Source organism: Oceanobacter kriegii DSM 6294, assembly GCF_000422845.1.
Lineage (GTDB): Bacteria > Pseudomonadota > Gammaproteobacteria > Pseudomonadales > Oceanobacteraceae > Oceanobacter > Oceanobacter kriegii.
On record NZ_KE383931.1, the window covers coordinates 704750 to 718698 of the forward strand.

Here is a 13949-nt window from a genome sequence, read left to right on the forward strand (position 1 = left end):
GTGTTGATCTGGCGCAGCCGTTGGGTTTCGCAGGCAAGCCAACTCCTACAGATTGAGGGAATCGAGAGCAAGCTCTCTCCCACAATATTCGCCAGACCCGTTGTAGGTCAGATAAAGACGCGAAGCGGCTGCCATCTGACACAGAGGCGTTGGATGGCCCTCGCTTCGCTCGATTATCCAACCTACAGGAAAGCTCTGGGAGGTAGCTTGAGCCACAGCCCCACCAAACAGCAGCCACAAAAAAACCGCCACTCTTGCGAGGGGCGGTTTTTTGTTTGCAGGCCCAAGCCTGCAAGGCCGTTGCTACAGCTGCAAATTATGCAGGCTGCTCAACACCCTTCATGGTCAGCTTCACACGACCTTTAGGATCAACGTCCATTACGTGTACGTTAACCATCTGACCTTCTTTCAGGTAGTCGGAAACGTTTTCAACACGCTCTTCGCTGATCTGGGAGATGTGCAGCAGGCCATCTTTGCCTGGCAGTACGGTGATGAAAGCACCGAAGTCTACGATTTTGGAAACCTTACCGTTGTAGGTAGTGCCCACTTCGATTTCAGCAGTGATGGCTTCGATCATGCTGCGAGCCAGATCGGAAGCTTCTTTGCCAGCCGCGAAGATCTTGATTTCGCCATCGTCGTTGATGTCGATGGACGCACCAGACTTCTCGGTGATGTCACGGATGGTGGCACCGCCTTTACCAATCACTTCACGGATCTTGTCGGAAGCAATCTTCATGGTGGTCATGGTAGGTGCGTTTTCAGACAGCTCTTTACGAGGTTCTGCAATCACCTTGTTCATGTCGTTGAGGATGTGCAGACGCGCAGCCTTGGCTTTCTCCAGAGCGATTTCCATGATCTGCTCGGTGATGCCTTCGATCTTGATGTCCATCTGCAGTGCGGTGATACCTTCGTCAGTACCCGCTACCTTGAAGTCCATGTCGCCCAGGTGGTCTTCGTCACCCAGGATGTCGGTCAGAACAGCGAACTTCTCGCCTTCTTTAACCAGACCCATGGCGATACCAGCAACCGGAGCTTTCAGAGGTACACCAGCGTCCATCAGAGCCAGGGAAGCACCACATACGGAAGCCATGGAAGAGGAACCGTTGGATTCAGTGATCTCGGAAACCACACGGATGGTGTACGGGAACTCATCGTGCTCTGGCATCATTGCCTGAACACCACGACGGGCCAAACGACCGTGACCAATCTCACGACGACCTGGAGTACCCAGACGGCCAGCTTCACCGACAGAGTATGGAGGGAAGTTGTAGTGGAACAGGAATGGGTCGTCCTGGGTGCCGTGCAGGAAGTCGATCATCTGCGCGTCACGGGCAGAGCCCAGAGTGGTTACCACGATGGCCTGAGTTTCACCACGGGTGAAGATCGCAGAACCGTGGGTGTTGGCCAGAACGCCGGTTTCGATGGTCAGCGGACGAACGGTGTCGTTGTCACGACCGTCGATACGTGGCTGGCCTTCGATAACGCGGTTACGAACCACTTCGTACTTCAGTTCGCCAACCATGTCGGCGATTTCGTCAGCGGAGAAACCTTCTTCGCCTTCAGCAGCAGCCAGTTTTTCAACGGCAGCAGCTTTCACTTCGTCCAGCTTGGCGTAACGAGCCATTTTCTCGGAAGTGGTGTAAGCCTCAGCGATGCCAGCAGCAGCTTCTGCTTTAACGGCTTCGTACAGCGCTTCGTTGCGGGCTTCAGCAGTCCAGTCCCACTTCTCAACACCCAGCTCAGCAGTCCACTCGGAGATGGCTGTGATAGCAGCCTGGAAGGATTTGTGAGCGAACAGTACCGCACCCAGCATTTCGTCTTCGGTCAGTTCGTCGGCTTCGGATTCAACCATCAGCACGGCGTCTTTGGTACCGGCAACCATCATGTCCAGCAGGGAATCTTCCATCTGGCTGATGCTTGGGTTGAGGATGTAGCCTTCGTCTTCGATGAAGCCAACGCGAGCGCCACCGATAGGACCGTTGAACGGAACGCCAGACACTGCCAGAGCAGCGGAAGTGGCGATCATGCCCAGTACGTCCGGGTTAACGTCTTTTTCAGCAGACATTACAGTGATGATCACCTGAACTTCGTTCATGAAGCCTTCAGCGAACAGCGGACGGATTGGACGGTCGATCAGACGGGAAGTCAGGGTTTCGTTTTCGGAAGGACGACCTTCACGCTTCAGGTAACCGCCCGGGATACGACCTACGGAGTACATTTTCTCCTGGTAGTGTACGGACAGTGGGAAGAAGTCCTGACCTGGCTTGGTGCTTTTGGCAGCGACAACAGTCGCCAGAACCTGGGTCTTACCCATGGTGGCCATTACAGCGCCGTCAGCCTGACGGGCTACACGACCGGTTTCCAGTGTGATGGTGTCGTTACCAAACTGGAAGGTTTTGGTCTTTGCAACAGGGATATTGCTCATATCATTTCCATTCTATTGAGATAAATACCACTCTGTATCACCGCCGGTACTTCTAAGCATTGATCGTTTGGCTCACCTCACCAAGCACACAAAACGCGCACAAAGCGAAAAACGAGGACTGCAACGATGCGCCCACACAGCACAATCGAAGCAGTTGAGGATTCCGGCCTGCCGGAATCAACGACAAATGGTTAGAAGCACCACCGTTCTTACGGGGTTGGCACCACAGTGACTACAGGTTTTCAGAGAGTGTTACAGGATGTACTGCAGATACAACAAAAGCCCCGGAGGGCTTTTGCTGTAAGCGAGATTAGCGACGCAGACCCAGGCGCTTGATCAGCTCCAGGTAACGGTTTGCATCTTTACCTTTCAGGTAGTCCAGCAGCTTACGACGCTGGTTAACCATGCGGATCAGACCACGACGGGAGTGGTGATCCTTACCGTGTGCCTTGAAGTGGGACTGCAGACCAACGATGTTGTGGGTCAGCAGAGCAACCTGAACTTCAGGGGAACCGGTATCGCCTTCGGCGGTTTGGTATTCTTTTACGATCTCAGCTTTCTTTTCAGCAGACAGTGCCATGCTTATAACTCCAGTTTAATGTGCGTCAGGCAACGCCTGAGGATTAAAAGTCACATCGTCACCATGCACATTAACAGTGGGATGTGGGTGGCAAACCGGAACAACAGCTTAATGATCCAATTGCCGATTCGGGATTATGCCGATGCTGACGGCAGATTCAATGGCATGTTTAACAACCGCGTCGGTTTTAAACGACCTTGTTGAACCTGACCGATACCCAGCAACTGCCGAGCCCCGGAATCCAAGGCCCATAATTGTACTGACGAAGCGTCTTCCAGGCTAGTACCCAACGACTGTCCGTTTCTGACTTTCAGTGCCTCGTCGTAACCGATTTCTGCCACTGGCCAGTCCGGTATCGCCGACTCGATCGGCTCCAGAATGGCATCCAGTGCTTCAAAGCCGCGTTCAGCCAGTTCTTCCAGCTGCTCCAGCGTCAGCATGTGCTGACCGGAGTATGGCCCGGTGTGAATACGATGCAACTTGCTAACGTATGCACCACAGCCGATGTCCGCACCGATGTCTTCCACCAGGGTACGAATGTAGGTGCCTTTGGAGCAGGTCACGGTGAGGTCCAGCTCATGATTGCTAGGACGGCCGTCCAGCTCAAGCTGGTGAATCTGAATCACCCGGCGCTTTTTCTCGGCAATGGCGGCGGCTTCTTCCGCACTCATGCCCTGACGCGCCAGTTCATACAATGGCTTGCCGTCCAGCTTGAGCGCCGAAAACATCGGCGGTACCTGTTCAACATCGCCCTTGAAGCGCTCCAGCACCGCCAACACTTGCGCGTCGGACAACTCGGGCACGTCAGCCTGACTGATCACTTCCCCCTCTTTGTCACCGGTGGAACGAACTTCACCGAGATAAGCGCGGGTTTGATAGCTTTTGTCAGACTCCAGCAGCAACTGGGAAAACTTGGTGGCCTCGCCCAGACAGATCGGCAACAGACCACTGGCTTCCGGGTCCAGAGCCCCGGTATGGCCGGCCTTGTTGGCGTTAAACAGACGCTTGACGACCTGCAAGGCACGGTTGGAAGTAATGCCCAGCGGCTTGTTCAGCAGCACAACACCATGTACGTCGCGCCCTTTCTTGCGTTTTGCCATGAACTACCGGATCACTCTTCTTCGTCAGCGCCAATCGGGCCATCAACGTCGGTCACATTGGTTTTCAATGCGCTGTCGTCTTTTTCACGGGCCTGACGAATCAGGCTGTTCATGTGATGGCCACGCTCCAGCGTTTCATCGTAGTGGAAACGCAGCATCGGCGTGATGCGAGTGGTCAGAATGCGCGCCAGGTTGCTACGCAGGTAGCCGGCGGCGTCATTCAGGATGGATTCGGTCTGGGCACGAATTTCTTCGTCGGTTTCGCCCTTGGCACCCATCACGGTGAAGTAGATGTCGGCGTAGCCGAGGTCTTTGGCAACTTTTACCTGATTCAGGGTCACCATACCCAAACGCGGGTCTTTCATGTCGAACTGGATCATTTGCGCCACTTCGCGCTGGATTTGCTCACCCAGACGGGAAGTACGGCTGTAATCTTTTGGCATATTCACTCACTTGCAGCGATGCCAGCGTTACCGGCCGAGCCAATACTGGGCGCTGCGAAAATCAAATTTTTACGGTCCATACAGACACCAAAGCCCGGATAATCCGGGCTTTGGGTATACGGTAGACGAGCTACCGGTATTACAGGGTACGTGCGACTTCGCGTACGTCGAACACCTCGATCTGATCGCCTGGGCGAACGTCCTGGTAGTTCTTCACACCGATACCACATTCCATGCCCTGGCGAACGTCGGCAACGTCATCCTTGAAGCGACGCAGGGATTCCAGCTCGCCTTCGTAGATAACCACGTTTTCGCGCAGTACACGGATCTTCTTGTTACGGTAGATGGTGCCATCGACAACCATACAGCCCGCAATCTGGCCGAATTTCGGCGAGTTGAAGACATCACGTACTTCGGCGATACCAACGATTTCTTCACGCAGCTCTGGTGCCAACAGGCCAGCCATTGCTTGCTTGACGTCGTCCAGCAGATCGTAGATCACGCTGTAGTAACGCATGTCGATACCGTTGTTCTCGACCACTTTCTTGGCAGCGTTGTCGGCACGAACGTTGAAGCCGAATACCACCGCGCTGGAAGCAACTGCCAGCGTTGCGTCAGTTTCAGTAATACCACCCACGCCGGAGGATACAACGTTCACTTTCACTTCGTCGGTAGCCAGCTTCTGCAAGGAAGCCACAATCGCTTCCAGGGAACCGCGTACGTCGGTTTTCAGTACCACGTTCAGGGAAGCCTGTTGGCCTTCACCCATGCCGTTGAACAGGGCATCCAGCTTGGCAGCTTGCTGACGCTGTTGAACCTGTTCTTTCAGCTTGTCTTCACGGAACTGGGCAACTTCACGGGCCTTCTTCTCGCTTTCAACAACCATGAAGGTGTCGCCAGCGTCCGGAGTACCGTTCAGACCCAGGATTTCTACCGGGATAGATGGGCCAGCCTGATCTACCGGCTTGCCGTTCTCGTCCAGCAGCGCACGGGCACGACCGTAACAAGTACCAGCCAGCACGATGTCGCCCTTGTTCAGGGTACCGTTCTGAACCAGCAGCGTGGCTACCGGGCCACGGCCCTTGTCCAGACGGGATTCAACGATAGTACCTTGTGCAGGACCTTCGAAGTGGGCTTTCAGCTCCAGCATCTCGGATTGCAGCAATACCGCTTCCAGCAGCTCGTCGATGCCCTGACCAGTGTGTGCAGATACCGGTACAAACGGTACATCACCACCCCAGTCTTCTGGCAGTACGTCGCGCGCGGACAGTTCGTTTTTGACACGATCGGGGTCAGCAGCTTCTTTATCCATCTTGTTGATGGCAACCACCAGAGGCACACCAGCCGCTTTCGCGTGCTGAACGGCTTCTTCGGTTTGCGGCATCACACCATCGTCCGCAGCAACCACCAGGATCACAACGTCGGTGGACTGGGCACCACGGGCACGCATGGCGGTAAACGCGGCGTGTCCTGGGGTATCCAGGAAGGAAATCATGCCGTGATCCGTTTCTACGTGGTAAGCACCAATGTGCTGGGTAATACCACCGGCTTCACCCTGTACCACACGGGTACGACGGATGTGGTCCAGCAGCGAGGTTTTACCGTGGTCAACGTGACCCATAACGGTAACAACCGGCGCACGGGAGCGCTCTTCGCCTTCGTAGCTTACGGAATCGGTAACTTCTTCTTCCAACTGGTTGTCGGAGATCAGCTTGGTCACCTTGTGGCCCAGCTCTTCAACCACCAGAGTGGCAGTGTCCTGATCCAGAGTCTGGTTAATGGTCGCCATAACGCCCATTTTCATCAGCTCTTTGATCACGTCACCGGCTTTCACGGCCATCTTGGCTGCCAGATCACCCACGGTGATCGCTTCTGGCAGTTCCACTTCACGGATAACCGGAGCGGTTGGCTTGGTGAATGCGTGTTCGTTGTTGGCATCCGACTGATGACGACCACGGCCGCCTTTGGCGCCCTTGGCATTCTTGCCACCACCACGACGACGGTTCGCGCTCAGCTTGTTGCCTTCGTTACCATCAACGAAACGATCTTCACGGTCGTTACGCTTGCGGTCACCGGCTTTACCACGCTTGCGGCTGTTGTCATCACCACGCGCCTGAGCCGCTTCGGCTTCTGCGCGTTTCTGGGCTGCATCATCCTCTGGCTTCGCACGTACCTTGGCTACTGCCGTTGGACGGCCAGCGCCTGGACGAGCAGAACCCGGACGGTCGTTGCGGTTAGCAGGACGGTCGTTACCGTTGCGTGCATCCTGACGCGGCTTGGCTTCAGCACGAGGCTTGGCTTCCACTTTCGGACGTGCAGTCGCGGTCGGCTTGGCATCGGCTTTTGGACGAGCAGTGGCCTTAACGCTAACGGTTGCTTTCGGTGTTGCCGTTGCAACTGGCTTGGCAGGGGCTTTCTTGGCCACGCTTACCTTGGCAGTTGCAGAAATAGGCTTCTTGGCCGCCGCCGCTTTGGCACGTGCATCGGCTTCAGCCGCTTCACGAGCTGCGCGATCAGCAGCTGCCTTGTCCGCTGCGGCTTGCTGTTCAGCAGCCTTGCGGATGGCTTCCTGGCGAGCCGCTTCCGCAGCTTCTTCGTCAACAACGCGGCGTTCAGCCTGAGCTGCGCGCGCTGCTTCCAGATCTTTTTCCATTTCGTCGCTTTGCACGTAGGTGCGCTTCTTGCGAACTTCAATGTTGACCTGCTTCTTGCCAGCACCCGTTTTCAGCGTTTGGGTTTCCTTACGCTTCAGGGTAATTTTCTTTGGCTCTGCAGCCGGTGCCTCTTCGCCGTGGCTTTTCTTCAGAGAGGTCAACAAGCGAGCTTTTTCTTCGTCAGAAACTTTCTGGTCTGCGCCTGTCTGCGGCAAACCCGCTTCTTTCATCTGGGACAACAAGCGGTCAACGCTGGTCCCCACCACGCCGGCGAGTTCTTTAACTGTTACTTCTGCCATACGTATCTCCTGTGCCGAGTGAGTGTATTAGTCGTTGCCCTCAAACCAGGGCTTGCGCGCGGTCATGATGAGCTCCGCGGCTTTCTCCTCAGTCATATCCTCGATGTCCATCAGGTCGTCGATGGATTGCTCGGCAAGATCTTCCATCGTACAGATACCCTTACCGGCCAGCACGTGCGCCAGGGCGTTATCCATACCTTCCATCGCCAGCAGATCATCTGCCGGCTCCAGCTTTTCTTCTGAAGCAATTGCCTGGGTCAACAGCACGTCTTTCGCGCGGTTGCGGAGTTCTTCCACAATGTCTTCGTCCAGGCCATCAATTGCCAGCATCTCGTCAATCGGTACGTAGGCAATTTCTTCCAGGGTGGTAAAACCTTCTTCCACCAGCAGGATGGCAAAATCCTCGTCGATATCGAGGGCATTCATAAAGGACTCAACGTAAGCGGACGCTTCCTGATTCTGCTTGGCAGCAGCATCTTCGATGGTCATTACATTGATTTCCCAACCGGTCAGTTCGGACGCCAGGCGTACGTTCTGACCACCACGACCAATAGCTTGAGCCAGGTTGTCGTCTTCAACAGCGACATCCATGGTATTGGTCTCTTCATCCATAATGATGGATGCAACTTCGGCTGGTGCCATAGCGTTGATCACCAGCTGTGCCGGGTTGTCGTCCCACAGCACAATATCGATGCGTTCACTGCCACCCAGCTCGTTGGTAACAGCCTGAACGCGGGCACCGCGCATACCAACACAGGCACCAACAGGGTCGATACGCTTGTCATTGGTTTTAACGGCAATCTTGGCGCGCGAACCCGGATCACGGGAAGCGCCCTTGATTTCGATAACGTCTTCAGCGATTTCCGGCACTTCGATGCGGAACAATTCGATCAGCATGTCGGAAATGGTACGGCTCAGCATCAGCTGAGGGCCGCGGTTTTCAGGGCGAACGGCGTGCAGGATGGCACGTACGCGATCACCCATGCGCATGATTTCACGACCGATCAACTGGTCTTTTGGCAGCAGGCCTTCGGCGTTGTTGCCAAGATCCACGATGACATTGTCACGGGTCACTTTCTTGACAGTACCGCTCACCAGCTCGCCAACGCGGTGCTGGTATTGTTCAACGATCTGGGCGCGCTCGGCTTCACGTACTTTCTGTACGATGATCTGCTTGGCTGCCTGTGCCGCAATACGACCGAAATCCGGGTTTTCAATCTGGGTTTCGTAGGTGTCACCTGGCTGCAGCTTTTCGTCGATTTCCTGCGCTTCTTGCAGCGTCAGTTCGTCGCCCAGGCCAGGAACAACGTCGTTGCTAACAACCAGCCAGCTGCGGAATGTTTCGTAATCACCGGTTCTGCGGTCGATATCTACGCGAATGGTGGCTTCTTCGTCTTCGTAACGCTTTTTGGCCGCCGCTGCCAATGCAGACTCGATGGCCTCAAAAATCACTTCTCGTGATACGCCTTTTTCGTTAGAAACCGCTTCCGCGACCAGGAGAATTTCTTTACTCATCTTCCAGCCTCGCTGTGCAACCTTAGTTATCAAAATTTGGAACAATATGAGCTTTTTCAATCAGCTCAATCGGCAACAGGTATTCGTGGTTGTCCACCAGCAAAACAATATCCTGTTCTTCAATCCCCTGAAGACGTCCCTTGAACTTGCGGCGTCCATCAAAAGGCATACGCAGACGTAATTCGATGATTTCGTTTACAGCCTGCTCATAGTGAGAGAGTTCAAACAGCGGACGATCCATACCCGGCGACGACACTTCCAGCGTGTAGTCCTGTGCAATCGGGTCTTCAACGTCCAGTACCGCGCTCATCTGGCGACTGACGTCCGCGCAGTGATCAACGGTGATGCCGTTTTCGTGGTCAATATAAACGCGCAACATTACCTGGCGGCCCTGACTCAACAGTTCAAGCCCCCAGAAAACAAAACCCATTGATTCAACAACCGGTTTCAGCATCTCAACCAGGCGAGTATCACGTGCCAATATTTTTCACCTCTCAGAAACAAAAACTGGGCACCTAGTGCCCAGCCCGATGAAGTTGCCCAGGAATCGGACAACCGCTCTGCCAAATCCACCCTGTCGTCACAAAAAACACGGACGAACAGTAAAACCCATCGGGTGACCCCGGACGACAGCTACTAAAAAGCCCCTGACATGAGGGGCTTTGGACAGCTTGAGCTGGCGCATTATAAATGCTTTGAGCTCAAAAAGCGAACCAGGTTCACTTGATCTTGGTCTGGTTATTGGTGCGGATGGCGAGACTCGAACTCGCACGAGCTTAGCTCACCACCCCCTCAAGATGGCGTGTCTACCAATTCCACCACATCCGCATCGTTACCAGATCAATGCCTGATAGTTGGGTTATTCAACTACTGGGGCATCGCTTGCTGAAGCATCCATATCGGGTGCATCAACTGAAGGCGCGTATTCTTCCACAGATGGGGTATCTTTCTCAAGCTTTTCAATAACTTCCTGTGAAGGAATACCAATATCAGTGCCAGATTCCGCGTGTTGCTTGGCGTACATGGCCAAACCCAGGGACGTAACGAAGAACGCAGCAGCCAGCCACGCAGTCGTGCGGCTCAAAAAGTTGCCGGAACCACTGCTACCAAATACTGTTTGGGACGCACCACCACCAAAAGAGGCGCCCGCATCCGCTCCCTTACCTTGCTGCAGCATCACAAAACCGATGATGCCCAATGCCAGCAGGATGTGAACTACAAGAACAATAGATTCCATAATTACCTAGGCCGTACAGATTTTCAGGAAATGTTCGGCGTCCAGTGAGGCTCCACCCACCAGGCCACCATCAATATCAGCTTGAGCAAACAGCTCTTCAGCCGTAGTGGAGTTGACGCTACCGCCATACAGAATACGGGTCTTTTCACCCAGTTCTGCAGCACGTTCAGTCAGCAAGCTACGAATAAATGCGTGTATCGCCTGAGCCTGCGCCGGTGTTGCAGTCTCGCCGGTGCCAATGGCCCAAACCGGTTCATACGCAATCACCACAGAACGCCAGTCGTCTTCGCTCAATTCAGACAGTGCCAGAGACAACTGCTGACGAACGACGTTTTCTTCATTACCAGCCTGACGATCTTCCAGTGTTTCACCAACACACAGAATCACCTTCAGACCACAAGACAACGCGCGGCGCGTCTTGGCCAGAATGATCTCATCGGTCTCACCAAACAGGGCGCGACGCTCGGAATGACCAAGAATCACGTACTCGCAAGCAAGATCGCGGAGCATGGACGCAGAAACTTCACCAGTGAAAGCACCACTGTCTTCAGTTGAGCAATTTTGCGCACCCAGCATAAGCTGGCTGTCGGCAATGGCTTCACGGAACTGAGACAAATAAGGAAACGGCGGACATACCAGCACGTCGCGACCCGCAACGGCAGTACCCGAAAGCTGCTCCAGCCACTCGCTAGTTGCGGCTGTTGAAGCGTTCATTTTCCAGTTTCCGGCAATCATCAGGCGACGCACGGCATACTCCCAAAATCAAAGAGCGCAGATACTATCCAAGAAGCGGGCTTTAAACAACCCGAATCCTCTTTCTGCTCAACGGTTTAACTCGGTTTCGACCACTTCGGCCAGCTGTTTGGCCTTGGTAGCGGCAATATCATCGGTCTCGGCTTCCACCATCACCCGCACCACAGGTTCAGTACCGGATGGTCGCAACAACACTCGACCACGGCCTGCCAGCTCAGCTTCGACCGCCGCCACCGCGGTTTGAATGGCATCACTGTTGATATCGGCATTGGCGCCGCGGCGCACATTGATCATTACCTGCGGCATTTTCATCATGCGCTGGTGCCAATCGCGCAGCGACGTTCCGGTATCCATCAAGGCCACCAGCACCTGCAAGGCCGCAACAATGCCATCTCCAGTGGTTTGCACATCCAGCGACAGCAAATGGCCGGACGACTCACCACCGATGCGCCAGCCGTTTTCTTCCAGCTTTTGCAGTACATAGCGGTCACCGACCTTGGCGCGCAGGAATGGAATACCCAGCTCCTTCATGCCCAATTCAAGCCCCATGTTGCTCATCAGGGTACCCACCACACCGCCCTGCAGCTTGCCTTGCTGCTGAGCATGAGCGGCCATGATGTACAACAGCTGATCGCCATCCACCACGTCACCGCGATGATCGACCATCACGACGCGGTCGCCATCGCCATCAAAGGCAATGCCCAGATCCGCGCTTTCAGCCAGAACCGCATCCACCAGTCCCGCAGGCTCGGTAGAACCCACGCCCTTGTTGATGTTAAAGCCATCAGGCTGATTACCCAGCACCACAATATCGGCGCCCAATTCACGGAAGACCGCAGGCGCAATGGCGTACGTGGCACCGTGGGCGCAATCGAGCACAATCTTCATGCCGCGCAAATTCAACGAACCGGCCGTGCCCTTGCAGAATTCGATGTATCGACCTGCCGCGTCATTGATACGCATGGCCTTGCCCAACTGCTGGGAATCGACACACACCATGTCTTTTTGCAGGTACTCTTCGATCGCCAGCTCAGTCTCATCCGGCAGCTTCTGACCGGCCCCAGAGAAGAACTTGATGCCGTTGTCGTAGTACGGATTGTGAGAAGCACTGATCACGATACCCGCCTGGGCACGGAACGTGCGCGTCAGATAAGCGATACCTGGCGTTGGAATAGGTCCCAGCAGTGCGACATCGGCACCCGCCGCCGACAAACCGGCTTCCAGCGCTGACTCAAACATATACCCGGAAATACGGGTGTCCTTGCCAATCAGAATCTGGGTTTTACCTTGTTTGGCAAACACCTTACCGGCCGCCCAACCCAGCTTCATCACAAAATCAGGCGTAATAGGTGCTTCACCTACCTTGCCGCGAATACCATCGGTACCAAAAAATTTTCTCGACATAATCTCTTCGCTCACAACGCCAGGGTAGCAGATACCACCGCCATGGCATCGACGGTTTCTTTCACATCATGCACACGGATAATACGCGCACCTTTCATTGCACAAATAACAGCGGCAGCCACACTGCCAGCGGTGCGCTGATCCGGCACATCCACGCCCGTTGCATCACCAATCATGCGCTTACGCGACAGACCGGTGAGCAAAGGCAGATTCATGGATTCAAACTCGGCCAAACGGTTCAATAGCTCATAGTTGTGTTGTGCGGTTTTACCAAAACCAAAGCCCGGGTCAATCAGAATACGATCACGTGCAATGCCACCCGCCTCACACACCTCAATACGCTGCTGCAGATAGCCCATTACCTCATCCACCACAGACGCATACTGCGGCGCGTCCTGCATGTTTTCTGGCTGGCCTTTCATGTGCATCAAGCACACCGGCAAGCCAGTCGCAGCCGTAGCAGCGACCGCACCTTCTCTTTCTAACGCCCGTACATCATTGATGATATGCGCACCTACCGCGGCGGATTCTGTAATTACCTCAGGTGTACTGGTATCCACCGAAATAGCCACATCCAGACGCTTGGCAATACCCTCCACAACCGGCACCACACGCTCCAATTCCTCCGCCACCGTCACAGGATCAGCACCCGGACGGGTCGACTCACCACCCACGTCGATGATCCCCGCACCGGCCATCAACATGGCTTCCGCGTGCTTCAAAGCAACATCAAGGGAGTTAAACCGGCCGCCGTCAGAAAAAGAATCTGGCGTAGCGTTAAGAATGCCCATAACCACCGGGCGAGCCAGCGACAGCTGACGGGAACCACATTGAAGAATCACGTAATTATCCAAAACTGCATTTACGAGAAGAATAAAACAGAACGGGCCACGGCCCAACCAGCGCGGCCAAATAACAGAATATCAACGGTGGTACAGCGTTGGGATAAACGATACACACCCATGACATAAACGTGGGTCAGATAAAAACGCGAAGCAGGTGCCATTGACGTCACAGTGTGGAATGCCTGGTCCGTATTCAAAGCGAGCCGGCGGCCCGCACTCCCGGAAACACACATCAGCCCCGTCAACACCCCACACAACCGTGACGTACACGTAGGTCAGATAAAAACGCGAAGCGGGTGCCATCTGACGTGGTAGTGCTGAATGACTACTCCACATCCAAGGCGGGCCAGCGGCCCGCGCTTATATGGCCCCGTCCCGTTGTTGCAAGCCATTTCGACGTTTCAGAGTGAGATTGCACGCTTATATCCGACCTGTTAATTGGCTTTTGCCACGGCCATTATGATATGTGCTTCCACTGTCCTGATCTCCCGGACGGCTTCGTTGAGCCACTGCGCGGGTAAGGTTTCAGTGAACCGATCTTATCTGTTTGGTCTTAATGGTCTGCGCAACCTCGTGACGTTTAACTATTAACTTGCTTTAGTCGTCGATCAATCAAGCTTGGTAAACAACCTTCTTAGTAAGTACCGCCCAGACAATGCGAGCTAACTTGTTTGCCAAGGCGACGATGATTTTG

11 protein-coding genes and 1 tRNA gene are annotated in these 13949 nt (G+C 54.5%); all 12 read right to left on the bottom strand.

All coding sequences use genetic code 11. The features are described from left to right. Nucleotides 1-316: 316 nt before the first annotated feature. Nucleotides 317-2425, bottom strand: coding sequence for a polyribonucleotide nucleotidyltransferase (gene pnp / locus G516_RS0116460; RefSeq protein ID WP_028294568.1), 2109 nt, complete (start codon nt 2423-2425; stop codon nt 317-319). A 310-nt stretch (nt 2426-2735) separates the two neighbouring features. Next, nucleotides 2736-3005 (bottom strand): 30S ribosomal protein S15, encoded by a 270-nt coding sequence (gene rpsO, locus G516_RS0116465; protein ID WP_028294569.1) that lies wholly within the window; start codon nt 3003-3005, stop codon nt 2736-2738. Between the two features lie 134 nt (nt 3006-3139). After that, nucleotides 3140-4105 (bottom strand): tRNA pseudouridine(55) synthase TruB, encoded by a 966-nt coding sequence (gene truB, locus G516_RS0116470; protein WP_028294570.1) that lies wholly within the window; start codon nt 4103-4105, stop codon nt 3140-3142. Between the two features lie 11 nt (nt 4106-4116). Beyond that, nucleotides 4117-4548 carry a 30S ribosome-binding factor RbfA gene (gene rbfA / locus G516_RS0116475; protein ID WP_028294571.1) on the bottom strand — a complete coding sequence of 144 codons (432 nt, stop codon included), beginning with the start codon at nt 4546-4548 and terminating at the stop codon, nt 4117-4119. A 139-nt stretch (nt 4549-4687) separates the two neighbouring features. Then, nucleotides 4688-7501, bottom strand: a complete 2814-nt coding sequence (gene infB / locus G516_RS0116480; protein ID WP_028294572.1) for a translation initiation factor IF-2 — start codon at nt 7499-7501, stop codon at nt 4688-4690. A 27-nt stretch (nt 7502-7528) separates the two neighbouring features. Then, nucleotides 7529-9016, bottom strand: a complete 1488-nt coding sequence (gene nusA, locus G516_RS0116485; RefSeq protein WP_028294573.1) for a transcription termination factor NusA — start codon at nt 9014-9016, stop codon at nt 7529-7531. 22 nt (nt 9017-9038) lie between these two features. Further along, nucleotides 9039-9500 (bottom strand): ribosome maturation factor RimP, encoded by a 462-nt coding sequence (gene rimP, locus G516_RS0116490; protein ID WP_028294574.1) that lies wholly within the window; start codon nt 9498-9500, stop codon nt 9039-9041. Nucleotides 9501-9758: 258 nt separating this feature from the next. Continuing rightward, nucleotides 9759-9844: transfer RNA gene (locus G516_RS0116495), tRNA-Leu, on the bottom strand. A gap of 31 nt (nt 9845-9875) precedes the next feature. After that, a complete protein-coding gene (gene secG, locus G516_RS22985; protein ID WP_084645127.1) occupies nt 9876-10253 on the bottom strand; it encodes a preprotein translocase subunit SecG in 378 nt (125 codons plus the stop codon). Between the two features lie 6 nt (nt 10254-10259). Then, nucleotides 10260-10988, bottom strand: a complete 729-nt coding sequence (tpiA, locus tag G516_RS0116505; RefSeq protein WP_036537158.1) for a triose-phosphate isomerase — start codon at nt 10986-10988, stop codon at nt 10260-10262. Nucleotides 10989-11075: 87 nt separating this feature from the next. Further along, nucleotides 11076-12410 (bottom strand): phosphoglucosamine mutase, encoded by a 1335-nt coding sequence (glmM, locus tag G516_RS0116510; protein ID WP_028294576.1) that lies wholly within the window; start codon nt 12408-12410, stop codon nt 11076-11078. Nucleotides 12411-12421: 11 nt separating this feature from the next. Beyond that, the gene (gene folP, locus G516_RS0116515; protein ID WP_028294577.1) at nt 12422-13252 is read right to left on the bottom strand and encodes a dihydropteroate synthase; all 831 of its coding nucleotides are present in this window, start codon (nt 13250-13252) and stop codon (nt 12422-12424) included. Nucleotides 13253-13949: the final 697 nt, after the last annotated feature.